At 59.7% G+C, this 23,361-nt stretch carries 24 protein-coding genes; 17 read left to right on the top strand and 7 right to left on the bottom strand.

Annotated elements, in window-relative coordinates:
- The first annotated feature begins 10 nt into the window (after positions 1–10).
- The 3 genes from KGB21_RS26250 (at position 11) to KGB21_RS26240 (ending at position 2,074) form a co-directional block, all read left to right on the top strand.
- Entirely contained in the window at positions 11–1,093 is a 1,083-nt protein-coding gene (locus KGB21_RS26250) for a 5-(carboxyamino)imidazole ribonucleotide synthase (protein ID WP_034149341.1), read from the top strand.
- Positions 1,094–1,204: 111 nt separating this feature from the next.
- Complete coding sequence (locus KGB21_RS26245) at positions 1,205–1,450, top strand: GlsB/YeaQ/YmgE family stress response membrane protein (protein WP_033059272.1); 246 nt, start codon at positions 1,205–1,207, stop codon at positions 1,448–1,450.
- Between the two features lie 87 nt (positions 1,451–1,537).
- Complete coding sequence (locus KGB21_RS26240; RefSeq protein WP_223507158.1) at positions 1,538–2,074, top strand: DUF3299 domain-containing protein; 537 nt, start codon at positions 1,538–1,540, stop codon at positions 2,072–2,074.
- A 74-nt stretch (positions 2,075–2,148) separates the two neighbouring features.
- Here the strand turns inward: KGB21_RS26240 and KGB21_RS26235 are convergent, their stop codons facing one another.
- Together KGB21_RS26235 and KGB21_RS26230 are read right to left on the bottom strand one after the other, a co-directional pair.
- Positions 2,149–3,048 carry a D-hexose-6-phosphate mutarotase gene (locus KGB21_RS26235; protein WP_223507157.1) on the bottom strand — a complete coding sequence of 300 codons (900 nt, stop codon included), beginning with the start codon at positions 3,046–3,048 and terminating at the stop codon, positions 2,149–2,151.
- 72 nt (positions 3,049–3,120) lie between these two features.
- On the bottom strand, positions 3,121–3,525 hold the full coding sequence (locus tag KGB21_RS26230; protein ID WP_007942704.1) for an acyl-CoA thioesterase: 405 nt from the start codon (positions 3,523–3,525) through the stop codon (positions 3,121–3,123).
- Positions 3,526–3,887: 362 nt separating this feature from the next.
- On the opposite strand from KGB21_RS26230, the gene KGB21_RS26225 reads away from it, so the two are divergent.
- The 10 genes from KGB21_RS26225 (at position 3,888) to KGB21_RS26180 (ending at position 15,418) form a co-directional block, all read left to right on the top strand.
- Entirely contained in the window at positions 3,888–5,186 is a 1,299-nt protein-coding gene (locus KGB21_RS26225) for an MFS transporter (protein ID WP_223507156.1), read from the top strand.
- Between the two features lie 201 nt (positions 5,187–5,387).
- Positions 5,388–6,389, top strand: a complete 1,002-nt coding sequence (locus KGB21_RS26220) for a phosphate ABC transporter substrate-binding protein PstS (protein WP_034149337.1) — start codon at positions 5,388–5,390, stop codon at positions 6,387–6,389.
- A gap of 228 nt (positions 6,390–6,617) precedes the next feature.
- Positions 6,618–8,900, top strand: a complete 2,283-nt coding sequence (locus KGB21_RS26215; protein WP_223507155.1) for an ABC transporter permease subunit — start codon at positions 6,618–6,620, stop codon at positions 8,898–8,900.
- Positions 8,901–8,916: 16 nt separating this feature from the next.
- Positions 8,917–10,587, top strand: a complete 1,671-nt coding sequence (gene pstA / locus KGB21_RS26210) for a phosphate ABC transporter permease PstA (RefSeq protein ID WP_034149335.1) — start codon at positions 8,917–8,919, stop codon at positions 10,585–10,587.
- A 183-nt stretch (positions 10,588–10,770) separates the two neighbouring features.
- On the top strand, positions 10,771–11,604 hold the full coding sequence (gene pstB, locus KGB21_RS26205) for a phosphate ABC transporter ATP-binding protein PstB (protein WP_034149334.1): 834 nt from the start codon (positions 10,771–10,773) through the stop codon (positions 11,602–11,604).
- Positions 11,605–11,725: 121 nt separating this feature from the next.
- Positions 11,726–12,487, top strand: coding sequence for a phosphate signaling complex protein PhoU (phoU, locus tag KGB21_RS26200; RefSeq protein ID WP_034149333.1), 762 nt, complete (start codon positions 11,726–11,728; stop codon positions 12,485–12,487).
- A gap of 168 nt (positions 12,488–12,655) precedes the next feature.
- The gene (locus KGB21_RS26195) at positions 12,656–13,567 is read left to right on the top strand and encodes a response regulator (RefSeq protein ID WP_223507154.1); all 912 of its coding nucleotides are present in this window, start codon (positions 12,656–12,658) and stop codon (positions 13,565–13,567) included.
- A 217-nt stretch (positions 13,568–13,784) separates the two neighbouring features.
- Positions 13,785–14,108: a type II toxin-antitoxin system RelE/ParE family toxin gene (locus tag KGB21_RS26190; RefSeq protein WP_034149331.1), complete on the top strand. Its 324-nt coding sequence runs from the start codon at positions 13,785–13,787 to the stop codon at positions 14,106–14,108.
- Positions 14,109–14,112: 4 nt separating this feature from the next.
- Complete coding sequence (locus KGB21_RS26185) at positions 14,113–14,424, top strand: helix-turn-helix domain-containing protein (RefSeq protein WP_034149330.1); 312 nt, start codon at positions 14,113–14,115, stop codon at positions 14,422–14,424.
- A gap of 97 nt (positions 14,425–14,521) precedes the next feature.
- Positions 14,522–15,418, top strand: a complete 897-nt coding sequence (locus tag KGB21_RS26180; RefSeq protein WP_034149329.1) for a peptidoglycan DD-metalloendopeptidase family protein — start codon at positions 14,522–14,524, stop codon at positions 15,416–15,418.
- Positions 15,419–15,598: 180 nt separating this feature from the next.
- Here the strand turns inward: KGB21_RS26180 and KGB21_RS26175 are convergent, their stop codons facing one another.
- The 3 genes from KGB21_RS26175 to phoB all read right to left on the bottom strand — a co-directional run bounded on the left by KGB21_RS26175 (position 15,599) and on the right by phoB (position 19,174).
- The gene (locus tag KGB21_RS26175) at positions 15,599–16,939 is read right to left on the bottom strand and encodes a hemolysin family protein (RefSeq protein ID WP_223507153.1); all 1,341 of its coding nucleotides are present in this window, start codon (positions 16,937–16,939) and stop codon (positions 15,599–15,601) included.
- Between the two features lie 123 nt (positions 16,940–17,062).
- Positions 17,063–18,349, bottom strand: coding sequence for a phosphate regulon sensor histidine kinase PhoR (gene phoR, locus KGB21_RS26170; protein ID WP_253277095.1), 1,287 nt, complete (start codon positions 18,347–18,349; stop codon positions 17,063–17,065).
- 135 nt (positions 18,350–18,484) lie between these two features.
- Positions 18,485–19,174, bottom strand: a complete 690-nt coding sequence (gene phoB / locus KGB21_RS26165) for a phosphate regulon transcriptional regulator PhoB (RefSeq protein ID WP_034149326.1) — start codon at positions 19,172–19,174, stop codon at positions 18,485–18,487.
- A gap of 152 nt (positions 19,175–19,326) precedes the next feature.
- Between phoB and KGB21_RS26160 the strand changes: the two genes are divergently transcribed.
- Positions 19,327–19,713 (top strand): hypothetical protein, encoded by a 387-nt coding sequence (locus KGB21_RS26160; protein WP_223507152.1) that lies wholly within the window; start codon positions 19,327–19,329, stop codon positions 19,711–19,713.
- 65 nt (positions 19,714–19,778) lie between these two features.
- Here the strand turns inward: KGB21_RS26160 and ubiA are convergent, their stop codons facing one another.
- Both ubiA and KGB21_RS26150 read right to left on the bottom strand, forming a co-directional pair.
- Positions 19,779–20,669 (bottom strand): 4-hydroxybenzoate octaprenyltransferase, encoded by an 891-nt coding sequence (gene ubiA / locus KGB21_RS26155; protein ID WP_223507151.1) that lies wholly within the window; start codon positions 20,667–20,669, stop codon positions 19,779–19,781.
- Complete coding sequence (locus KGB21_RS26150; RefSeq protein WP_223507150.1) at positions 20,669–21,220, bottom strand: chorismate--pyruvate lyase family protein; 552 nt, start codon at positions 21,218–21,220, stop codon at positions 20,669–20,671. The genes ubiA and KGB21_RS26150 overlap by 1 nt, the downstream gene beginning before the upstream one ends.
- 199 nt (positions 21,221–21,419) lie before the next feature.
- Between KGB21_RS26150 and KGB21_RS26145 the strand changes: the two genes are divergently transcribed.
- The 3 genes from KGB21_RS26145 (at position 21,420) to KGB21_RS26135 (ending at position 23,226) form a co-directional block, all read left to right on the top strand.
- On the top strand, positions 21,420–21,587 hold the full coding sequence (locus KGB21_RS26145; RefSeq protein ID WP_007954349.1) for a rubredoxin: 168 nt from the start codon (positions 21,420–21,422) through the stop codon (positions 21,585–21,587).
- Between the two features lie 20 nt (positions 21,588–21,607).
- Complete coding sequence (locus KGB21_RS26140) at positions 21,608–22,756, top strand: NAD(P)/FAD-dependent oxidoreductase (RefSeq protein ID WP_034149322.1); 1,149 nt, start codon at positions 21,608–21,610, stop codon at positions 22,754–22,756.
- 194 nt (positions 22,757–22,950) lie between these two features.
- Positions 22,951–23,226, top strand: a complete 276-nt coding sequence (locus KGB21_RS26135; RefSeq protein ID WP_003213368.1) for an HU family DNA-binding protein — start codon at positions 22,951–22,953, stop codon at positions 23,224–23,226.
- The last annotated feature ends 135 nt before the right edge of the window (positions 23,227–23,361 follow it).

Raw genomic sequence — 23,361 nt, 5'->3', positions numbered from 1 at the left:
GTTGTTGACGATGAAGATCGGTGTAATCGGTGGCGGCCAGTTGGGCCGCATGTTGGCGCTGGCGGGGACTCCGCTGGGCATGAACTTCGCTTTTCTGGACCCGGCGCCGGACGCGTGCGCTGCTGCATTGGGCGAGCATCTGCGCGCCGATTACAGCGATCAGGATCACCTGCGTCAGCTGGCCGATGAAGTCGATCTGGTGACCTTCGAGTTCGAGAGCGTTCCGGCTGAAACCGTGGCATTTCTCTCACAATTCGTTCCGGTCTACCCAAGCGCCGAGGCCCTGCGTATCGCCCGCGATCGCTGGTTCGAAAAGAGCATGTTCAAGGACCTGGGGATTCCCACCCCGGCGTTCGCTGACATTCAGTCGCAAGCCGATCTGGACGCCGCCGTGGCTTCCATCGGTCTGCCGGCCGTGCTCAAGACACGTACTTTGGGTTACGACGGCAAGGGCCAGAAAGTCCTGCGTACCGCTGAAGACGTGGTTGGCACCTTCGCCGAACTGGGCAGCGTGGCGTGCCTGCTGGAAGGCTTCGTGCCATTCACCGGCGAAGTCTCGCTGATTGCCGTGCGTGCTCGCGATGGTGAAACGAAGTTCTACCCGCTGGTGCACAACACCCACGACAGCGGCATCCTCAAGCTGTCCGTGGCCAGCACCGACCATCCGCTGCAAGCCCTGGCCGAAGATTACTCCAGCCGTGTGCTCAAGCAGCTGGATTACGTCGGCGTGATGGCGTTCGAGTTCTTTGAAGTCGACGGTGGCCTCAAAGCCAACGAAATCGCCCCGCGTGTGCACAACTCCGGGCACTGGACCACTGAAGGCGCCGAGTGCAGCCAGTTCGAAAACCACCTGCGGGCGGTTGCCGGTCTGCCGCTGGGTTCGACGGCCAAGGTCGGCGAGAGCGCGATGCTCAACTTCATCGGCAAAGTACCGGAGACCGAGAAGGTCCTGGCGATCGCCGATTGCCATCTGCATCACTACGGCAAGGCGTTCAAGGTCGGCCGCAAGGTCGGTCACGCCAACCTGCGTTGTGCAGATCGCGAAACCCTCGCCGCGCAGATCCTCAAGGTCGAAGCGCTCATCGCCGAGTAAAACAGTTTCATGTGGCAGCGGCGGAACCATTAAGGGGCCGCCGTTCTCTCATGGCAGGATGCGAAAGTCTGACTAGGCTTTCGCATAACTATCCATTCAGAGGGAAATGCCATGGGAATTATCGGAACCATCTTTATCGGCTTGATCGTCGGCCTGCTGGCGCGGTTCCTGAAACCGGGCGATGACAGCATGGGTTGGATCATGACCATCCTGCTCGGTATCGGCGGTTCGCTGGCGGCCACTTACGGCGGCCAGGCCCTGGGCTTCTACCAGGCCGGCCAAGGCGCTGGCTTCCTCGGTGCCCTGGTTGGCGCTGTGATTTTGCTGGTGATCTACGGCCTGATCAAAAAGAACTGATCAAGCGACAAAGCCCTCTCTGCCAAATACGTGGGGAGGGCTAGAATGCTCGGCGTTTCACAGTCCTCTCCTTTACCGAGCACCTTCATGCGCCGTCTTCTGTTGTCTCTTCTTTTCCTGGGTACGGGCCTTGCCCACGCCGGCGAGCTGCCGGAAACCGACTGGCTCGAACTGATGCCAAAGTCGGATCAAAAGGCCCTCGAAGCCATGCCCGAAATCGACCACAACTCCCCCGAAGCCAATGGCACCTTTACCGAAAAGGGTGGCATGAAGCAGAGCAAAGGCTTGCCGGCGGTGATGTATTCGACCAAAACCGTGGCGTCGATGAACGACAAAAACATCCGTCTCGGCGGTTATCCGGTGCCGCTGGAATCCGACGCCAAGGGGCACAGCACCTTGTTCTTCCTCGTGCCGTATCCGGGCGCTTGTATCCACGTGCCGCCACCGCCACCGAATCAATTGGTGTTGGTGCGTTATCCGAAGGGTTTGAAGCTGAACGACATCTACACGCCGCTGTGGGTGACCGGCACGCTGAAAGTCGAGAAGGTCAGCAATGATTTGGCCGATGCGGCGTATGCGCTGGATGCGTCGAAGGTGCGAGTGGTTAAAGAGTCGGATTTGTAAAAACACCGTAGGAGCCGGTTTGCGGCGATAGCGATCTTGAGGACGCCATCGCCAGCAAGCCGGCTCCTACAGGTTTACAGCGGTTTGCTACCGATGCTGACGCCCAGTGTGTGACTAGCCCCAGGCGCCAGGTTCACCACATCCCCCATCACATTCGCCGTCTCGATACACAGCATGCGCTGCCAGCCATCGTCAGCCATGTCACTGAACGCCGCAGCGCGATCGATCCACGGGTTCCAGATCACCGCCGAGCGTGAACCGCTGCTGGTCAACTCGATGCGCCGTTCCCATTGCGGGTCGACGATACTCAGCTTCGCAGGTGTATCGAGATAGATGCGATCCGTCTCGCCGGTAAAGTGCAAGTCACCGGTTTGGGTGACCGTTTTCCAGTCATCCAGCGTCTCGATGTAACTCAAGCCATCCAGCCCTTCGACATGCACGTTGCGCGCGTCGCTGACCGCGAAATAGCTGTGCAGCGCCTGGCTGATGGTGACTTTTTCGGTGCCCTGGTTGTGGCTGGTCAGGCTGATGTGCAGCTGTTCATCCAGACGAATGCTCAGCTTCAAGTCCACCTGATGTGGCCAGCCCGGCAGGCCACCTTCGGGGTAGGGCAGGAGGAATTCGACCTTCAGGCTTTCGCCCTCGGCTTCGATGCCGACCAGTTCCCAGTCCATTGCACGCACCAGACCATGAGCCGCCGCCGGTTCGTTGCTGACGCGCATTGCCTGAACGCTCTGCGGGTTGCGCGCCAGATTACCGAACCACGGCCAGCACACCGGCACACCGGCGCGAATGCTTTTGCCGGTCTTGAACACCGCCTCATCGTTGAGCCAGATGATTGGCGGCTGGCCAGCCAACTGATAACTGAGGATGTGCGCGCCTTGCTGGGCAACCAGCAATTCGGCCTGACCGTGGCGGATGCGCCAGCAGTTCAGTTCATCCAGTTTCACGGCTTCAACGTTGGGCGTGTTCATGGGACAGCTCTCGATCAGTAACAGGAGTGCAATGGACCGCGAAGCGATCGTCAGGTTTAACGCAGCCCTGGTTCAACGAGCTCTGGGCGGAACCGAACGGGTGCGGCCGCTGCCATCGATGGCCACGAACACGAACACCGCTTCGGTGACTTTACGCCATTCGCTGGACAGCGGATCGTCGCTCCAGACCTCGACCATCATCTTGATCGAGCTGCGGCCGATTTCCAGGGCCTGGGTATAGAAGGAGAGCTGAGCGCCCACCGCTACTGGAACCAGGAACGCCATGCGATCGATCGCAACCGTCGCCACGCGACCACCGGCCACCTTGCTGGCCATTGCCGTGCCGGCCAAATCCATCTGCGCCACCAGCCAGCCGCCGAAAATATCGCCAAAGCCGTTGGTTTCGCGCGGAAGCGCGGTGATTTGCAGGGCCAGGTCGCCTTGCGGGATCGGATCTTCTTGTTCGAGCTCTATCATGCCGGGGGTGCCTCTGACCCGTGACTCTTCGTTGGTATTGCTGGTGGTAGCCGTCTTTGGGAAAAACGATTCAGCACCGAACATACTACGTTCGTCACGTTTTCCATAAGGCGCCTAAAGGGAAACTCTGCGAAATCGCCTATGAACCTGACAGGCGTTTTCGCACAGCAACCCTTTCAAAGTGCAGCAAGATTGCGAGTATATCGGTCGGTAGACTCCGAGACGACCGTCCGGTTCTCATTTTGACCGTCAAATACGCGCCTCTATGTGCTTTTTCGAACAATTTGCTATGGTGCGGACCTGCCCGAGCCCTTGCCAGCGTTGTTGGGGCGGCAGATCTGACTATTAGAGAAGCCCTTGCCATGACCACAGCGCCCTCGAGTATCGCGCAGCCAAGCCAATCCGCCCGTCCGTTGACCCGCAACGACTACAAAACCCTATCGTTGTCGGCCCTGGGTGGCGCGTTGGAGTTCTACGACTTCATCATCTTCGTATTCTTCGCCACGGTAGTGGGCAAGCTGTTCTTCCCGGCGGACATGCCTGAATGGTTGCGCCTGATGCAGACCTTCGGCATCTTCGCCGCCGGCTACCTGGCGCGGCCGCTGGGCGGCATTGTGATGGCGCACTTCGGCGACCTGCTGGGGCGCAAGAAAATGTTCACCCTGAGCATTTTCATGATGGCCGTGCCGACCCTGATCATGGGCTTGCTGCCGACCTATGCGCAGATCGGCATGTGGGCACCGATTCTGTTGTTGCTGATGCGCGTGATTCAGGGCGCTGCGATTGGCGGTGAAGTGCCGGGTGCGTGGGTCTTCGTTTCCGAACACGTGCCGCAACGGCATGTCGGCTACGCCTGCGGCACCCTGACCAGTGGCCTGACGGCGGGCATCCTGTTGGGTTCTCTGGTCGCCACGGCGATCAACAGCATTTATACGCCGGTGGAAGTCTCGGATTACGCGTGGCGGATCCCGTTCCTGTTGGGCGGTGTGTTCGGCCTGTTCTCGGTGTACCTGCGCCGCTGGCTGCACGAGACCCCGGTGTTTGCCGAACTGCAACAGCGCAAGGCTCTGGCCGAAGAAGTGCCACTGCGCGCCGTGCTGCGTGACCATCGTGGCGCGATCGCGATCTCCATGTTGCTGACCTGGCTGTTGTCTGCCGGCATCGTGGTGCTGATCCTGATGACCCCGACCGTGTTGCAAACGGTCTACCACTTCTCGCCCACCACCGCGTTGCAGTCCAACAGCGTGGCAATCGTGTTCCTGAGCATCGGCTGCATCGTTTCCGGCGCCCTGGCGGATCGCTTCGGCGCGGGCCGGGTGTTCGTGTTCGGTTGCGCCGCGTTGCTGGCCAGTTCCTGGACCTTCTACCACAGCCTGGCCGACCATCCTGACTGGCTGTTCCCGATGTACGCCCTGACCGGCCTGCTGGTGGGCACCATCGGTGCGGTGCCGTATGTAATGGTCAAGGCCTTCCCGCCGGTGGTGCGCTTCAGCGGCTTGTCATTCTCGTACAACGTGGCCTACGCGATTTTCGGTGGTTTGACGCCAATGATCGTCAGCCTGCTGCTGAAGGAAAGCCCGATGGGGCCGGCTTATTACGTAGCGGTGCTGTGCGGGGTCGGGATTCTGGTGGGTGCGTATCTCTGGAAACAGGGGCGTTAGTTCTGGCCTCATCGCCAGCAAGCCGGCTCCTACACAAGACCGTAGGAGCCGGCTTGCTGGCGATTGGGGGCGCATGAATCATCCGGTAAAAACTCGAATACTGGCCTTTCATCCAATTGTCATATTTCAGCCATAGAGTGTTCACACGGCCTGCTGATACTTGGCCCCGACTTAACACACCCTATCTGCTAGGAGTAAGGCATGAAACTGAAGCGTTTGATGGCGGCAATGACTTTTGTCGCTGCTGGCGTTGCGACTGCCAACGCGGTTGCCGCTGTTGACCCTGCTATCCCGAGCTACACCAAGACCACTGGTGTGTCGGGCAACCTGTCCAGCGTCGGTTCCGATACCCTGGCCAACCTCATGACCCTCTGGGCTGAGAACTACAAAAAAGAATACCCGAACGTAAACATCCAGATTCAGGCCGCTGGCTCCGCCACTGCGCCACCTGCGCTGACTGAAGGCACCTCCAACCTGGGCCCGATGAGCCGCAAGATGAAGGACACCGAACTGGCGGCGTTCGAGCAGAAGTACGGCTACAAGCCAACCGCTATCCCGGTTGCCGTGGACGCCCTGGCTGTGTTCGTACACAAGGACAACCCGATCCAGCACCTGACCATGGAACAAGTCGACGCGATCTTCTCGTCCACTCGTCTGTGCGGCGCTAAAACCGACGTTAAAACCTGGGGCGACCTGGGCGTGACCGGCGACTTGGCCAACAAGCCAGTTCAACTGTTCGGCCGTAACTCGGTATCCGGCACCTACGGCTACTTCAAGGAAGAAGCCCTGTGCAAAGGCGACTACAAGCCAAACGTCAACGAACAACCAGGCTCGGCTTCGGTCGTGCAGTCGATCAGCTCCTCGCTGAACGGCATCGGTTACTCGGGCATCGGCTACAAAACCGCTAGCGTGAAGACTGTGGCCCTGGCCAAGAAAGGCGGCACCGAGTTCATCGAAGACACCGAAGAAAACGCCCTGAATGGCAAGTACCCGCTGTCGCGCTTCCTGTACGTGTACGTCAACAAAGCCCCGAACAAGCCTCTGGCCCCGCTGGAAGCCGAGTTCGTGAAACTGGTTCTGTCGAAACAGGGTCAGGAAGTTGTAGTGAAAGACGGCTATATCCCGTTGCCAGCCAAGGTTGCTGCAAAAGCACTGGCTGACCTGGGTCTGCAGGAAGGCGGCGCTGAAGTCGCAAAAAAGTAAAACCCTGATCCGGGGCTAATCCCGGATCTGTAGGAGCTGTCGAGGAACGAGGCTGCGATCTTTTGATCTTGTCTTCAAAAAACAAAGTCAAAAGATCGCAGCCTCGGTTCCCTCGACAGCTCCTACAACCCCCAAATTCCCGATCCACTGCTGGCTACCACCAGCGGCGGATTTGTTGCGTCACTGCACTGTCATCTTTCTGTCATACAGGATCGCTAGGGTGTGCGAATGAATGATCTGGCCAATTCCACAATGACTACAAATCCCCCCAAGCGAATTGATTTCAATACGCCTGAGCTGCAACGCAAGCGCCGCATCCGCGCGCTCAAGGATCGCCTGACCCGCTGGTACGTCCTCGTGGGCGGCCTCGCCGTTCTCGGTGCGATCACGCTGATCTTTTTCTTCCTCGCCTACGTGGTTGCGCCCCTGTTCCAGGGTGCCAGCCTGACGTCCAAGGACGCCATCACGCCGGCCTGGATACAAGACGCCGGCAAGCCGCTGATGATTTCCCTGGAAGAACAGAACCAGGTCGCCATGCGGGTTTCCGACAAGGGCCAGGCGTTGTTCTTCGACATCGACAGTGGCGCTGAACTCAAGCGCGTCGATCTGCCGGTTCCGGCGGGTGCCACCGTGACTTCCATCGGTGACGACCAGCCAGGTCAACCGCTGGTGGCCGTGGGCTTTTCCAACGGCCAGGCACTGGTGTTCCGTCACACCTACAAAGTCAGCTACCCGGACGGCAAGAAGACCATTTCGCCGGCCATTGAGTACCCGTACGGCGAAACGCCCATTGCGCTGAATGAAGCCGGCGGCGCTCTGGAGCATGTCAGCCTCAACGCCAACGATTCGACCCTGATGCTGGTGGGCGCCACCGGTTCGCAACTCAATGTTTTGTCGCTGACCAGCGAAGAAAACATGATGACCGGCGAAATCACCAACGAGCAGAAGCGTATCGACCTGCCGCAAATGACCGAGCCGGTGAAGAACATCTTCGTCGACCCGCGTCAGCAGTGGCTGTACGTGATTAACGGTCGTGCCCAGGCCGACGTGTTCAGCCTGCGCGACAAGAGCCTCAACGGTCGCTACAAACTGCTGGAAAACGGCGACGCTGAAATCACTGCCAGTACGCAATTGGTCGGCGGTATCTCGCTGATCCTCGGCGACTCCAAAGGTGGCCTGGCCCAGTGGTTCATGGCTCGCGACCCGGATGGCGAGCAACGCCTGAAGCAGATTCGCACCTTCCAGATGGGCACCACGCCTATCGTCGAAATTACCGCTGAAGAGCGCCGCAAGGGCTTTGTTGCCCTCGACGCCTCCGGCAAGCTCGGCGTGTTCCACAGCACCGCGCACCGTACTTTGCTGGTCGACCAAGTGGTCGAAGGTCAAGGCCTGTTCGGTCTGTCGCCACGGGCCAACCGCGTGATCGTGGAAGCCGGCGGCAAGCTGCAACCGTTGCTGCTCGACAACCCGCACCCGGAAGTTTCGTGGAGCGCGCTGTGGAGCAAGGTCTGGTACGAGAACTACGACGAGCCTAAATACGTCTGGCAATCGACCGCCGCCAACACCGACTTCGAGCCGAAACTGAGCCTGTCGCCCCTGACCTTCGGCACCTTGAAAGCCGCGTTCTACGCCATGCTGCTGGCCGCTCCACTGGCTGTTGCCGCTGCGATCTACACCGCGTACTTCATGGCCCCGGGCATGCGCCGCAAGGTCAAGCCAGTGATCGAGCTGATGGAAGCGATGCCGACGGTGATCCTCGGTTTCTTCGCCGGTCTGTTCCTCGCGCCGTATGTAGAAGGGCATTTGCCGGGGATCTTCAGCCTGCTGATGTTGCTGCCGATCGGCATCCTGGTCGCCGGTTTCATCTTCAGTCGCCTGCCTGAATCCATCCGCCTGAAAGTGCCGGATGGTTGGGAAAGCGCCATCCTGATCCCGGTAATCCTCTTCGTGGGCTGGCTCTCGCTGTACATGAGCCCGTTCATGGAGAACTGGTTCTTCGGCGGCGACATGCGCATGTGGATCTCCCACGACCTGGGCATCACCTACGACCAGCGCAACGCACTGGTGGTCGGTCTGGCCATGGGCTTCGCGGTCATCCCGAACATCTACTCCATCGCCGAAGACGCCGTGTTCAGCGTACCTCGTGGCCTGACCCTCGGCTCCCTGGCCCTCGGTGCCACGCCGTGGCAGACCATGACGCGCGTAGTGATCCTCACCGCCAGCCCGGGCATTTTCTCGGCGCTGATGATCGGCATGGGCCGCGCGGTCGGCGAAACCATGATCGTGTTGATGGCCACCGGTAACACCCCGGTCATGGAAATGAACCTGTTCGAAGGCCTGCGCACCCTGGCCGCCAACGTCGCGGTGGAAATGCCGGAGTCGGAAGTCGGCGGCAGCCACTACCGCGTGCTGTTCCTCTCGGCGCTGGTGTTGCTGTTGTTCACCTTCGTCATGAACACCCTCGCGGAACTGATTCGTCAGCGTCTGCGCAAGAAATACTCGTCGCTTTAAGCAAAGGTAGAAGTCTGTGAAACAGAACTCCCTGAAAGGATGGTTCAAGAGCGGCGCCCCCGGCGTCTGGATCAGCGGTGGCGCGGTGTCCATCGCGGTCATCATGACCATTGGCCTGCTGGCAGTGATTGCCGTGCGCGGCCTGGGTCACTTCTGGCCGGCGGACCTGATCCACGCCAGTTATGACGTGCCGGGCCAGGCCAATCACCTGGTCATCGGCGAAGTGGTACAGAAGGAAGAAGTGCCGCGTGCGCGTTTGAAAAGCGCTGGCTTGCCAGTGCCGGACGAAGGCCCGGAGTTCATGACTCGTGAGCTGATCAAGGTCGGCAACCGTGACCTGAACGGCAATGACTTCACGTGGATCGTCGGCGAGTGGCTGACCAACCAGAAGACCCCGGTCGAGCTGATGGCGCTGGAGCGCCGTGAATGGGGCAACTTCTACGGCTACCTGGTCAACGTCAAACAGGATGGCAAGGTCATCGCCGAAGGCGAAGCTGCCTGGCCTGAGCTGCAAGCGCGGATCAACCGTGTGAATCAGCTGGCCTCACAACTCAAGACCCTGGAAAAGGTAGATATCGGTGCGATCAACGCCGGTCTCGAACGCATCCGTCTGCACAGCCGCAAACTGGAACTGGACGGCAAGCTCGACGCGGCCGCGCAAGCGGACATGGAATCCGAGCGCGCCGAACTCAATGCCCGTTATCAGGACATCGAAGCGCGTCTTGGCGACCTGCACGCGCAGTTCAACCGCGACAGCCTCACCGCTCGTGATGCCAACGGCAAAGAAATTGAAATTGGCCTGGGCAAAGTGGTTCACGCCTACCAGCCGAACGCGATGAGTACGTTCACCAAGGTCGGTTTCTACTTCAGCAAGATCTGGGAATTCCTGTCGGACGACCCGCGTGAAGCGAACACCGAAGGTGGGATCTTCCCGGCGATCTTCGGCACCGTGATGATGACCCTGATCATGGCGATGATCGTCACCCCGTTCGGCGTGCTGGCGGCGGTGTACCTGCGTGAATACGCCAAGCAGAACACACTGACCCGGATCATCCGGATTGCGGTGAATAACCTGGCTGGCGTTCCGGCGATCGTTTACGGCGTGTTCGGCCTGGGCTTCTTTGTTTACGTATTGGGTGGTTCGGTCGACCGCTTGTTCTTCCCCGAAGCGCTGCCGGCGCCGACCTTCGGTACGCCGGGTCTGCTCTGGGCTTCGCTGACCTTGGCGCTGCTGGCGGTGCCGGTGGTGATCGTGGCCACTGAAGAAGGCCTGGCGCGAATCCCGCGCACCGTGCGCGAAGGCTCGTTGGCCCTCGGTGCGACCAAGGCTGAAACCTTGTGGAAGATCGTTATCCCGATGGCCAGCCCGGCGATGATGACCGGCATGATCCTCGCCGTGGCTCGCGCCGCCGGTGAAGTGGCGCCGCTGATGCTGGTGGGTGTGGTGAAACTGGCGCCGTCGCTGCCGGTGGACGGCAACTACCCGTACTTGCACCTTGACCAGAAGATCATGCACCTGGGCTTCCACATTTATGACGTCGGCTTCCAGAGCCCGAACGTCGAAGCTGCACGACCGCTGGTATACGCCACAGCGCTGCTGCTGGTGCTGGTGATCGCGACATTGAACCTGTCGGCGGTGTACATCCGTAACCACCTGCGCGAGAAGTACAAGGCGCTGGATAGCTGATACAAAACCTGTGGGAGCTGGCTTGCCAGCGATGCAGGCGACTCGGTCTGCCAGCCACACCGCGGTGATGCAATCGCTGGCAAGCCAGCTCCCACAGGGACCGCGACAGACACAGAATTTGAGTAACCCGCTGGCCAGGCCAGTGGTTCAACGAACCGAATTTGTTAGCACAGGGAGCCTCCCATGCAGCACGAAACACATACCCACGGCATCAACATGTCGGCCCTGGGTCGCGACAAACAGAGCCTGAGCCTTGAGCAGGAAACCGTTGCCATCGAAGTGCCGGGCCTGAGCCTGTTCTACGGCGACAAACAAGCGCTGTACGACGTCAGCATGAACATCCCTAAACAGCGCGTGACCGCCTTCATCGGCCCGTCCGGCTGCGGCAAGTCCACGCTGCTGCGGACCTTCAACCGCATGAACGACCTGGTCGATGGCTGCCGTGTCGAAGGCGCGATCAACCTGTACGGCAACAACATCTACCGTAAAGGCGAAGACGTGGCCGAACTGCGTCGTCGCGTCGGCATGGTGTTCCAGAAGCCCAACCCGTTCCCGAAAACCATCTACGAAAACGTGGTTTACGGCCTGCGAATCCAGGGCATCAACAAGAAGCGCGTGCTCGACGAAGCCGTCGAGTGGGCATTGAAAGGCGCGGCGCTGTGGGACGAAGTCAAAGACCGTCTGCATGAGTCGGCATTGGGCCTGTCCGGTGGTCAGCAGCAACGTCTGGTGATCGCGCGCACCATCGCCGTGGAACCGGAAGTGCTGTTGCTCGACGAACCGTGCTCGGCACTCGACCCGATCTCGACGCTGAAAGTCGAAGAGCTGATCTACGAACTGAAATCGAAGTTCACCATCGTCATCGTGACCCACAACATGCAACAGGCCGCGCGGGTTTCCGACTACACGGCGTTCATGTACATGGGCAAGCTGGTGGAGTTCGGCGACACCGACACCCTGTTTACCAATCCGGCGAAGAAGCAGACCGAAGACTACATCACTGGTCGTTATGGCTAGTTGAAGCAGCCGCTAGCTACAAGCTGCAAGCGGCAAGATAGAAGCGGTGCGATTCCAGGACTTATACATAACTGCTTGAAGCTTGCAGCTTGAAGCTTGCAACTTTCGCGGAGCGAAACAGATGATTAGTAAAGAAGGCCTTACCCACCACATTTCCGCGCAGTTCAACGCCGAACTGGAAGAAGTGCGCAGCCACCTCCTGGCCATGGGCGGGCTGGTCGAGAAGCAGGTCAACGACGCGGTGACCGCGCTGATCGAGGCCGACTCCGGCTTGGCCCAGCAGGTCCGCGAGATCGATGACCAGATCAACCAGATGGAACGCAACATCGACGAAGAATGCCTGCGCATTCTGGCCCGTCGCCAGCCAGCGGCTTCCGACTTGCGTCTGATCATCAGCATCTCCAAATCGGTGATCGACCTGGAGCGCATCGGTGACGAAGCGACCAAGATCGCCCGTCGCGCCATCCAGTTGTGTGAAGAAGGCGAAGCGCCGCGCGGTTATGTCGAGGTTCGCCACATCGGCGACCAGGTACGCAACATGGTGCGTGATGCGCTGGACGCCTTTGCCCGTTTCGACGCCGACCTGGCGTTGTCGGTGGCGCAATACGACAAGATCATCGATCGGGAATACAAGACCGCCCTGCGTGAGCTGGCGACCTACATGATGGAAGACCCACGCTCTATCTCGCGGGTCTTGAGCATTATCTGGGTACTGCGTTCGCTGGAGCGCATCGGCGACCACGCGCGCAATATCTCGGAGCTGGTGATTTACCTGGTGCGCGGCACCGACGTACGTCACCTGGGGCTCAAACGCATGAAGGAAGAAGTTGAAGGAACCAGCGGCGAAAGCGCTAATGTTCCGGGCAAATCTGACGATAAGTAAGATTGCCCAAGTAAAGCGCCCGGCCTTTTGGCCGGGCGTTTTTGTTTGTGGTTTGCGAATTTCAAATGCAGCACCCGCGAACGAAAAGTCCCGGCGTGACTGAAGGTTTTTGGCAAAGTGCCATCAGCAAAACGGTATGCTTGCCGGGGTTTTTTAAAGGGGTTATGGATGAGTAAGGTCAGTGTGTTGGTCGTGGACGATGCCTCGTTCATTCGTGACCTGGTGAAGAAATGCCTGCGCAATTATTTCCCGGGCATGCGGATCGAAGACGCAATCAACGGCAAAAAGGCTCAAGCCCTGCTGGCACGTGAAGCGTTCGACCTGGTCCTGTGCGACTGGGAAATGCCGGAAATGTCCGGCCTGGAATTGCTGACCTGGTGTCGCGAGCAGGAATCCATGAAGGCCATGCCGTTCGTGATGGTGACCAGTCGTGGCGACAAAGAGAACGTGGTCCAGGCGATCCAGGCCGGCGTTTCCGGCTACGTCAGCAAGCCCTTCACCAACGAGCAACTGATCACCAAGGTCAAACAGGCGCTGCACAAGGTCGGCAAGCTCGACTCGTTGATGAGCGTTGCCGCGACCAAAACCAGCTCGGCGTTCGGCAACGATTCCCTGAACGCATTGACCGGCGGCAAAGCTGCCGTGGTCGCGCCAACGCCTGCCGCACCCGCTGCCGCACCGTCCCGTGGTTTGCTCAACAGCCCGCCGGTCAAGGCGCCGGCAGCGGCCGCTGGCGCCGGGGGCGGGCGTGGTCAAGGTCAATTGCGCCTGCCGAACGGCATTCAGCAATGCGTTATCAAGGCGCTCAGCCTCAAAGAAGCGCTGCTGGTGGTGAAACGCTCGGAAACCCTGCCGCAAGTGCTCGACAGTGCCGTACTGGACCTGGAGCAAGGCGACAACGCTGAAACCGCACGTCTGAACGGCTACCTGCACGCCATCGTCGCCCACGAGCCAAAGCCCGACAGCGACTGGCTGCAACTGACTTTCCGCTTCGTCGATCAAGATGCGCAAAAACTCGATTACATCTCCCGGCTGATTGCGCGCGGTACGGCGCAGAAGCATTTCATTCCGGGCGCCTAAGATCGGCTTCGCCTGCTAGTCCGCCATCGCGAGTTTGCTCGCGATGGGGTCATTTCCATCCCGCACGTCTGATATCTCGCCCCCGCGACTTGATTTATATCTGTTCTGATATAGCCTGATTGTTAGTGCTCCATCCCGGCCACGCCTTGAAACAACCTCGATCTACCGATCCCCAAGTCATCGATTACGCTTTTTCTGTCAGCAACAGGAGACGTCGATGCCAAGGCACAAGGATGTGGTGTTTATCGCGACCGCACTCAAGGATTTGAAAGCTTTCCCGCTGGATGCGCGAAGAGCTGCGGGGTTTCAGCTGGATCTCTTGCAGCAGGGCGAAGAGCCTTTTGACTGGAGGCCGATGAAAACAGTTGGCCGGGGCGTCAATGAAATCAGAATTACCGAAGAGTCAGGGGCGTACCGGGTATTTTATGTCGTCAGCCGGCCTGAAGCCGTTTATGTGCTGCACGCCTTGCACAAGACCACACGAAAAACTGAAGTACGGGATATCGAACTGGCACGGGCCAGACTGAAGGAAATAGGTTAATCAAATGACGGATGATCAGAACCAGACCCAGCGCTTTGCCAGTATTTGGGATGCACTGGAAGATACTCCCCAGGAAGCTGCAAACATGCGCCTGCGGTCCAAGCTGATGCTGGAACTGGGCAAAACCGTTCAGGCTTGGGAACTGTCGCAAAAGGAGGCGGCCAAGCGACTGGGCATCAGCCAGCCGCGACTGAACGATGTTCTCAGCGGCAAAATCGACAAATTTTCACTCGATGCCTTGGTGAATTTGTCTTCGTCGGCCCATTTGTCTGTCGACATTTGTATATTGCCGCGCGAGCCACTCCAGCCAGCCTGATCGATCTACACCGGCCAATTTTGAAACATCTGCCGACTACACAGGTCAATTCCGACTGCTAGGCTCACTCCAGACCCTACTCGACAGAATCTCGCCCATGCTCGCGCGCCTGCTTTTTTTCTGCGGACTGTTCATGGCTGCCTCCTCAGCAGTAGCCGTGACCATCTACAAGTCCACCGACACCAATGGAGTGGTCTCCTACAGCGACCGCCCCACGAAAGGCTCCACGGTGTTCACTTTTCGCGATCGCATGGTCGAGCACCTTGAGCGTCAGGTGTACCTGGTGATCATGAAGAAGGAAGGCGTGGACAGCGTTTATGTGCGCAACGACCTGTATGCACCGGTCGAGATCGAGTTGAGTTTCGCCGGGTTGAAGAATGTCAGCGGCGCGCCGAGCCGGCCGATTCGGCGGGTGATGCCGGCACGCAGCAGCATCCGTCTGGCGATGCTCACGGCGACGCAGGCCGAAAGGCCGATTGCCTACGTTCCCAAGTTCGAATATTCCCTGGGCGACCCCGCAGGTGCCTCCATGGCCTATCGATACCCGTTGCCCTGGCGTGGCGGGCCGTTTCGGGTGAGTCAGGGCGCCAACGGCCAATACAGCCACTTCGGGCCGAAGAACCGCTACGCCATCGACATCGCCATGCCCGAAGGCACACCGATCATTGCCGCGCGGGGCGGGGTGGTGATCAAGACTGAAAACAGCCAGGACGGGCGTGGCACCGACGCGTCAGGCAACTTTGTGCGGGTGCTGCACAATGACGGGACGATGGGCGTGTACCTGCACCTGAAAAAAGGCTCGGTCAGCGTTCGGGAGGGGCAGCAGGTGGCAGTGGGCAGCCCACTGGCGCTATCGGGCAATACCGGCAACAGTAGCGGCCCGCACCTGCATTTCGTGGTGCAGCGCAATACCGGGATGGGGCTGGTATCGATCCCGTATCAGTTCAACCAATCGGTGGGTGCGTTGCCCAACTTTGTGGTGGGCAAGCAATAACGAGGGCTTGCGAAGACTTATTGTGGCGAGGGAGCTTGCTCCCGCTCGGCTGCGCAGCAGCCGTTAATCCGGTGAATGCGGTTGATCTGAAGGATCGCGGTTGCAGGATTGGGGCCGCTTCGCAGCCCAGCGGGAGCAAGCTCCCTCGCCACATGAGTAATCGTTCAGCCGAGGTGTGTATCAGTCCAGCATCAACACCTTGGCCAACACAATCTTCGGTCCTTTCATCTTCTTGATGATGATCCGCAGTCCTTCGACTTCCAGCACTTCTTCCTCTTCCGGCACCCGCTTCAGGCTTTCGTAAACCAGCCCGGCAAGTGTTTCGGCTTCAACGTGATCCAGATCGATACCCAACAGTCGCTCGACTTTGAACAACGGCGTATCGCCCCGCACCAGCAGTTTGCCCGGCTGATAAGCGAGGATGCCGCGCTCGGCCTTGCGGTGTTCGTCCTGAATGTCGCCCACCAGCACTTCCAGCACGTCTTCCATGGTCAGGTAGCCGATGATGTTGCCGTCGGCCTCTTCGACCACGGCGAAGTGCGAGCCGCCCTTGCGGAACTGTTCCAGCAGTTGCGACAGCGGCATGTGCCGGGACACGCGCTCCAGCGGGCGGGTCAGCTCGGCCAGGTTGAACGACTCGGGAATGTGGTCCAGTGCTGCCAGTTCCAGCAACAAATCCTTGATATGCAGCAGGCCGACGAACTCCTGGCGCTCGCTGTCGTACACCGGATAACGGCTGAACTTGTGGCGACGGAACATCGCCAGGATTTCCTTGAGCGGTGCATTGAACTCCAGGGTCACCAGGTCTTCGCGGGAGTTGGCCCAGTCGACCACTTCCAGTTCACCCATTTCCACCGCCGAGGCCAAAACGCGCATGCCTTGGTCGCTCGGGTCCTGGCCACGGCTGGAGTGCAGGATCAGTTTCAGTTCTTCGCGGCTGTAATGGTGCTCGTGATGCGGGCCGGGTTCACCCTGGCCGGCGATACGCAGGATCTGGTTGGCGCTGGCGTTGAGCAGGTAAATGGCCGGGTACATGGCCCAGTAAAACAGGTACAGCGGCACGGCGGTCCACAGCGACAGCAGCTCGGGTTTGCGGATCGCCCAGGATTTCGGAGCCAGTTCGCCGACCACGATGTGCAGGTACGAAATGATGAAGAACGCGGTGAAGAACGACACACCCTTGACCACTTCGGCGGATTGCACGCCGACGGTTTCCAGCAACGGCTCCAGAAGGTGCGCGAACGCCGGCTCACCGACCCAGCCGAGGCCCAGGGAGGCGAGGGTGATACCCAATTGGCACGCCGACAGGTAGGCATCGAGCTGACTGTGCACGGTGCGCAGGATGTGCCCGCGCCAGCCGTGTTGTTCAGCGATGGCTTCGACCCGGGTCGAGCGCAGTTTGACCATGGCAAATTCCGCCGCAACGAAAAAGCCGTTGAGCAAAACCAGGATCAGAGCAAAAAGAATCATGCCGAAATCGGCGAATATTGTAGCGAGGGTCAAGCCAGGGGAAGGGTCCATGATGGAGTTTTGCGGGTTCCGTGAATTCAAAAGGGAAGAAAAATGTGTACCTGAAAGGCAGGCACAAGTCAGCCAATGTAGCGGCTGACTTGTCGATTGCCTAGTGGCGCGTGCTGGCCGGTATCAGTCAGCCGCGCTGATGACCCTGGATTGGCTGACCTGGGCAGGGGCGAAATGGCAGGTAAAGGTGCTGCCGTGACCCGGCACGCTGCTGATTTCCATGCGTGCGCGATGGCGTAACAGCACGTGTTTGACGATCGCCAGCCCGAGGCCGGTGCCGCCGGTGTTGGAGTTGCGGCTGGAGTCGACGCGGTAGAAACGCTCGGTCAGGCGCGGCAGGTGTTTGGTGTCGATGCCGATCCCGGAATCCTGCACGCTCAGGTGCGCGCCTTGCTCGTCGCCCCACCAGCGAATGCGGATGTTGCCTTCGGCCTGGGTGTATTTCACGGCGTTGAACACCAGGTTGGAGAACGCGCTGCGCAATTCGGCTTCGCTGCCCTTGAGCAAAATCGTCGGGTCGGCTTCCAGGGTGATGCGCTGGTTCTTCTGGCCGGACAGTTGCTGCGCATCGCTTTTGATCGACTGAAGCAAACCGTCGATGGCCACCGGCTGGTTGTCCGACGGGTAATCGGTGGCTTCCAGTTTGGCCAGCAACAGCAAGTCGTTGAGCAACGTCTGCATGCGCCCGCCTTGCTGCTGCATCTGCTGCAGGGCGCGGGTCCAGCGCGGGTTCACGTCTTCGACGTTATCGAGCAGGGTTTCCAGGTAGCCGCAGATCACCGTCAGCGGCGTGCGCAGCTCATGGGATACGTTGGCGATGAAGTCTTTGCGCATCTGTTCCAGCTGATGGATGCGCGTCACGTCGCGCACCAGCATCAAGTGTTCGTTGTTGCCGTAGCGGGTGATGTACAGCTGAATGCGCATCCGGTCGTTGGTCGGTGAGGGGATTTCCAGCGGCTCCGCGTAGCTGTCCTGCTCGAAATATTCCTTGAAGCGCGGGTGGCGCACCAGGTTGGTCACGGGCTGGCCGCTGTCTTGTGGCGTCTTGAGGCCCAGCAGGGTTTCAGCGGCGCGGTTCCACCATTCCAGATTGCCGTCGCTGTCGAGCATGACCACGGCGTCTTTCAACGCGGCCGTGGATTCCTGAACCCGGTCGATCACCGCTTGCAAGCGTCCGCGAACCCGTTGGTCACGACGTTGCAGGTGGTAGATGCTGTCGAACACCTCACCCCACAGGCCGTAGCCATCGGGCGGCGCTTCATCCGGTTTGTGCAGGCGCAGCCACTCATGCAGACGCAGCAATTGCTTGAGCGTCCAGGCCAGGTAAATACCCAGGCCAGCCGCGAGGCTCCAGCCGTAGTAGCCGGTGATCAGACCAATCACCAGGCAAGCGGTGACCAGCAGCAGCATGTGGCGAATCAGGGTGCCATGCCAGTTTTGGTTCACTTGAACGCGCGTCCTTGTCAGAGAAGCAGCTTTTAGCTTCAAGCTTCAAGCCTCAAGTTTGAAGCGGCTTGGCTTTCAGCTTGAAGCTCGTAGCTGCCGTCAGGCTTTGGTAGAAAAGCGGTAACCAGTGCCGCGCACGGTTTGTACCAGATTTTCGTAGGCGTCGCCGAGGGCTTTGCGCAGGCGCCGGATGTGCACGTCCACGGTGCGTTCCTCGACATAGACGTTGCCGCCCCAGACTTGATCCAGCAACTGGCCGCGCGTGTAGGCGCGTTCCTGGTGGGTCATGAAAAATTGCAGCAGGCGGTATTCGGTCGGGCCCATTTCCGCCGGTTTGCCGTCGATGGTCACGCGGTGGCCGATTGGGTCGAGCAACAGGCCACCGACTTCAATTGGCGCCTCGCCATCGGTAGGCCCGGCGCGACGCAGCACGGCTTTGAGGCGTGCGACCAGCTCGCGGGGGGAAAACGGTTTGGTGATGTAGTCGTCAGCGCCGACTTCCAGGCCCTGGATCTTGTTGTCCTCTTCGCCCTTGGCGGTAAGCATGATGATCGGGATATCCCCGGTCAGCTCATCACGCTTGAGGCGGCGGGCCAGTTCGATACCGGAGGTGCCGGGCAGCATCCAGTCCAGCAGGATCAGGTCCGGTTTGCGGTCGACGATAATGGCGTGGGCCTGCTGGGAGTTCTCCGCCTCCAGACAGTCATAGCCGGCCATTTCCAACGCAACGGCGATCATTTCGCGAATGGGCGCTTCGTCGTCGACGATCAGAATGCTCCTGCCAACCATGCCTTAATCCTCTTGTCATTTAACTGTCTTGCGCCGCATTAGATAACGGAATTATTGCAGTCGTGTGACAGTATTTTAGTCGCTCGGCGATTGTCATGAACCTGGACTAAGCTCTAAGTCCGAATCCTGACAACCACAAAAGGAAGGTTTCCATGAATCACCTTGCTCAATCCTGGAAGGCTCTGCTGGTTACGGCCGCGCTAACGCTGCCGACCATGGCCTTCGCCGCCGACCCGGCGATGATGAAAGACGGGATGATGGTCGACCACAAGGGTATGACCTTGTACACGTTCGACAAGGACTCCGGCGGCAAGTCGATGTGTAACGATGAGTGCGCGAAGAACTGGCCGCCATTGATGGCACCGGCGGGTGCCACGGCTTCAGGCAAGTGGAGTGTCATCAAGCGCGTTGACGGTACCAGTCAGTACGCTTACGACGGCAAGCCGATGTATACGTTCGTGAAAGATGAAAAGCCGGGTGACATGAAGGGCGACAAGATGAAGGACGTCTGGCACGTCATGCACGAGTCGCAAAAATAACCGTAATCCAAAAAAGATCGCAGCCCCCTGTAGGAGCTGCCGCAGGCTGCGATCTTTCAAACCCGTCAACGCAACCCGTAATCCAGCACAATCCCGACAAAAATCGCCAACCCGGCCCAATGGTTGTGCAAAAACGCCTTGAAGCAACGCATCCGGTCCTTGTCACGGGTGTACCAGAACTCCCAGGCAAAACAGCCCGCCGCCACCGCCAACCCAAGGTGGAACCAGCCACCGAGCTCGAATTTCGAACCGGCCAGCAACAGGCAACCCAGCGCCAACCCTTGCAAGGTCAGGATGATTACCCGATCCGCCTCGCCAAACAGAATCGCCGTGGATTTCACCCCGATCTTCAAATCATCGTCGCGATCAGTCATCGCGTAATACGTGTCGTAACCCACCGTCCACATCAGGTTAGCGATGTACAGCAACCACGCCGCTGCCGGCAATTCACCGGTTTCGGCGGTGAACGCCATCGGCATACCCCAGGAAAACGCCGCGCCCAACACCACTTGCGGGTAGTAGGTGTAACGCTTCATGAACGGGTAACTGAACGCCAGCGCCAGGCCGCCGAGTGACAGCCAGATCGTGGCGGCATTGGTGCACAGCACCAGCAGGAAACTCACGCCCATCAGCAGCGCGAAAAACACCAACGCTTCCCTGGAACTGATCTTGCCGCTTACCAGCGGCCGTTGTTCGGTGCGCTTCACGTGCCCGTCGACTTTACGGTCCGCCCAATCATTGATCACGCAACCGCCGGCGCGGGTCAGCACCACGCCGAGGACGAAAATCACGATGTTGGCCAGGGACGGCGAGCCTTTGCCGGCAATCCACAATGCCCACAAAGTCGGCCACAACAGCAGATAAATGCCGATCGGCTTGTCCATGCGCGTCAGCTGAATGAAATCCCAGGCCCGTGGGTTCAAGCGGTTCAGGGACTTGAGCAGGCTCTGGTACATCAGCAATTCTCCGGATGGACGCGGGCGGCGTTCCACAGGGTCGGCAGGAAAATCTCGGCCACCAGCACGCTCAAGGCGCCCCGGTCGAAGCGCGAACGGCGGCCCCACAGCTCTGGCGCCTGCACTTCTATCGGCAGCCACGCTTGAGGATAGTGACAAACCTCGATGGCCCGGCGCTGGAAGGCGTGATCGCAAAACAGCAATTCGCCCAGGGAGCGGCTGCCCAACTCGTCCATGTGCAAACCATCGCCCTGCAACGCACTGCGCGACGCGACGCTGCGGGCGAACACCCACGGCTCGCCATGACCGCGCAAATACACCTCGCGCACCCAACCCTCGCTGCCTTCGGCCAGGTCCAGCGCGGCGCATTCGTCGACGCGCAGGGTCTGCCAGCCTTCGAACAACGGCGTGACACTGAACGCATCATTCGATAGCTGAATGAGGCGTCTGGTCAGCGAACCTTCATCGAACAACCAGTCGAGGATGGTGGCGTCGGGGAGGGGAGCGAGTTGGCTTCTGGGAGCCCAAAACAGGGATTTTGAGTGCGGCACAGTGAGTCATTATTGGCAGCAAATGAGGCGGCGAGCTTACCATGTCAGCTTATAAATTTGAGTGATCCGGCCGCCCGTTGCGCCGAACAGGCTTGCATCTGCCCGGCCCCATCAGTACAAAACGCCCTGAGCCGGACGGCAGCGCTTTATCCATCGACCGTTCGCGCCAGTAAAAGCCTGAATTTGAGGAAGTACCGGAATGAAAAAGTGGCAATGTGTAGTCTGCGGCCTGATCTACAACGAAGCCGACGGCTGGCCGGATGACGGCATTGCGCCGGGCACCCTGTGGCAAGACGTGCCGGAAGACTGGCTGTGCCCGGATTGCGGCGTCGGCAAAATGGATTTCGAAATGATCGAAATCAACTAAGACACCCAGAGGAGTAAGGAATGAACGCACCTGTTGTCATCGTCGGCACCGGCCTGGCTGGCTACAACCTTGCCCGCGAGTTTCGCAAACTCGATGGCGAAACCCCGCTGCTGCTGATTACCGCCGATGACGGGCGCTCTTACTCCAAGCCGATGCTCTCCACCGGTTTCGGCAAAAACAAGGATGCCGACGGCCTGAGCATGGCCGAACCGGGCGCCATGGCCGAGCAGTTGAAAGCCGAAGTGCGCACCCACACGCGCATCAGCGGCATCGACCCGGGCCACAAGCGCCTGTGGATCGGCGAAGAATCGGTCATCTATCGCGACCTGATCCTGGCCTGGGGCGCCGAAACCGTGCGCGTGCCCATCGAAGGTGACGCGGCGGACTGCGTGTTCCCGATCAACGACCTCGAAGACTACGCACGCTTTCGTGCCGCCGCGGCTGGCAAACGTCGCGTGTTGCTGCTCGGCGCCGGCCTGATTGGCTGCGAGTTCGCCAACGACCTGAGCCTGGGCGGCTACGAAGTGCAATTGGTGGCGCCATGCGAACAAGTCATGCCGACCCTGTTGCACCCGGCAGCTGCTGCTGCGGTGCAGGCCGGGCTGGAAAGCCTCGGCGCGCGCTTCCACCTCGGGCCGGTGCTCAATCGCCTGCAACGGGTTGAAGATGGTCTGCAAGCGCATCTATCCGATGGCCAGGTCATCCCGTGCGACGTGGTGGTCTCGGCCATTGGCCTGCGCCCGCGCATCGACCTGGCCGCCGCTGCCGGCCTGCAAGTCAATCGCGGCGTGGTGGTCGACCGTCACCTGCAAACCTCCCACGCCAACATCTACGCCCTGGGTGACTGCGCCGAGGTCGATGGGCTGAACTTGCTGTACGTGATGCCCCTGATGAGCTGTGCGAGAGCGCTGGCGCAAACCCTCGCCGGCAACCCGACGCGGGTCAACTACGGCCCGATGCCGATCACCGTCAAAACCCCGGTGTGCCCGTTGGTGGTATCCCCGCCGCCACGGGGTACGGAAGGCGTCTGGACCGTCGAAGGGCAGGGCGCCGACATCAAGGTTTTATGCCGTGATGCCAGCGGCAAACTGCTCGGATATGCCCTGACAGGCGCGGCCGTGATGGAAAAACTGGCCCTGAACAAAGAGCTTCCGGCACTGCTGGCGTAAATACCGGTCGTTCTGTCGGAATCACCCCCCTTTTGCCCCTACATTGGCCGCGCCGACACTGGCGCGGCACCTCGCTGCGTGCCATCCTCACTCCCGTCTGCCGCAGAGTAGAGCACCTGCGGCGCTTTGGGCGCTGCTCCACAGAGAGCAGCACGGACATAACAACAAAAAACCGTCAAAGGGGCTTCACTAATATGCGTAAACCAGAACTCGCCGCAGCAATTGCTGAAAAAGCAGACCTCACCAAAGAGCAGGCCAACCGCGTTCTCAACGCCGTCCTCGAAGAAATCACCGGCGCCCTGCACCGCAAAGACAGCGTGACGCTGGTGGGTTTCGGCACCTTCCTGCAACGCCATCGCGGCGCCCGCACCGGCAAAAACCCGCAAACCGGTGAGCCCGTCAAAATCAAGGCCAGCAACACCGTTGCCTTCAAGCCAGGCAAATCGTTGAAAGACAGCGTCAATCCGTAATCCGTCTGCACCGCCCGCGTAGCGGGGGAGCGGAAAAAAATGGGCACGCCAACCAGGTTGGGTGCCCATTTTTTGTGCCTGGAATACTGCACTTTGTAGGAGCCGGCTTGCTGGCGATGGTGCTCTCATTGACGC

It is taken from the genome of Pseudomonas sp. GL-RE-29 (assembly GCF_019947275.1).
Lineage (GTDB): Bacteria > Pseudomonadota > Gammaproteobacteria > Pseudomonadales > Pseudomonadaceae > Aquipseudomonas > Aquipseudomonas fluorescens_A.
Note: the sequence above shows the minus strand (reverse complement) of the source record. Positions and strands in the feature narration are given on the sequence as shown.

Bases quoted from the DNA above. Each gene is read 5' to 3' on its own strand.
- phoB (WP_034149326.1), bottom strand. From the start codon at position 19,174: ATGGTTGGCAGGAGCATTCTGATCGTCGACGACGAAGCGCCCATTCGC.
- phoU (WP_034149333.1), top strand. From the start codon at position 11,726: ATGATTAGTAAAGAAGGCCTTACCCACCACATTTCCGCGCAGTTCAAC.
- KGB21_RS26245 (WP_033059272.1), top strand. From the start codon at position 1,205: ATGGGAATTATCGGAACCATCTTTATCGGCTTGATCGTCGGCCTGCTG.
- KGB21_RS26195 (WP_223507154.1), top strand. From the start codon at position 12,656: ATGAGTAAGGTCAGTGTGTTGGTCGTGGACGATGCCTCGTTCATTCGT.
- KGB21_RS26220 (WP_034149337.1), top strand. From the start codon at position 5,388: ATGAAACTGAAGCGTTTGATGGCGGCAATGACTTTTGTCGCTGCTGGC.
- KGB21_RS26140 (WP_034149322.1), top strand. From the start codon at position 21,608: ATGAACGCACCTGTTGTCATCGTCGGCACCGGCCTGGCTGGCTACAAC.
- KGB21_RS26135 (WP_003213368.1), top strand. From the start codon at position 22,951: ATGCGTAAACCAGAACTCGCCGCAGCAATTGCTGAAAAAGCAGACCTC.
- KGB21_RS26160 (WP_223507152.1), top strand. From the start codon at position 19,327: ATGAATCACCTTGCTCAATCCTGGAAGGCTCTGCTGGTTACGGCCGCG.
- KGB21_RS26230 (WP_007942704.1), bottom strand. From the start codon at position 3,525: ATGATAGAGCTCGAACAAGAAGATCCGATCCCGCAAGGCGACCTGGCC.
- KGB21_RS26215 (WP_223507155.1), top strand. From the start codon at position 6,618: ATGAATGATCTGGCCAATTCCACAATGACTACAAATCCCCCCAAGCGA.
- KGB21_RS26180 (WP_034149329.1), top strand. From the start codon at position 14,522: ATGCTCGCGCGCCTGCTTTTTTTCTGCGGACTGTTCATGGCTGCCTCC.
- pstB (WP_034149334.1), top strand. From the start codon at position 10,771: ATGCAGCACGAAACACATACCCACGGCATCAACATGTCGGCCCTGGGT.
- KGB21_RS26145 (WP_007954349.1), top strand. From the start codon at position 21,420: ATGAAAAAGTGGCAATGTGTAGTCTGCGGCCTGATCTACAACGAAGCC.
- KGB21_RS26235 (WP_223507157.1), bottom strand. From the start codon at position 3,048: ATGAACACGCCCAACGTTGAAGCCGTGAAACTGGATGAACTGAACTGC.
- KGB21_RS26250 (WP_034149341.1), top strand. From the start codon at position 11: ATGAAGATCGGTGTAATCGGTGGCGGCCAGTTGGGCCGCATGTTGGCG.
- KGB21_RS26190 (WP_034149331.1), top strand. From the start codon at position 13,785: ATGCCAAGGCACAAGGATGTGGTGTTTATCGCGACCGCACTCAAGGAT.
- phoR (WP_253277095.1), bottom strand. From the start codon at position 18,349: ATGCTGCTGCTGGTCACCGCTTGCCTGGTGATTGGTCTGATCACCGGC.
- KGB21_RS26175 (WP_223507153.1), bottom strand. From the start codon at position 16,939: ATGGACCCTTCCCCTGGCTTGACCCTCGCTACAATATTCGCCGATTTC.
- KGB21_RS26185 (WP_034149330.1), top strand. From the start codon at position 14,113: ATGACGGATGATCAGAACCAGACCCAGCGCTTTGCCAGTATTTGGGAT.
- KGB21_RS26225 (WP_223507156.1), top strand. From the start codon at position 3,888: ATGACCACAGCGCCCTCGAGTATCGCGCAGCCAAGCCAATCCGCCCGT.
- KGB21_RS26240 (WP_223507158.1), top strand. From the start codon at position 1,538: ATGCGCCGTCTTCTGTTGTCTCTTCTTTTCCTGGGTACGGGCCTTGCC.
- ubiA (WP_223507151.1), bottom strand. From the start codon at position 20,669: ATGTACCAGAGCCTGCTCAAGTCCCTGAACCGCTTGAACCCACGGGCC.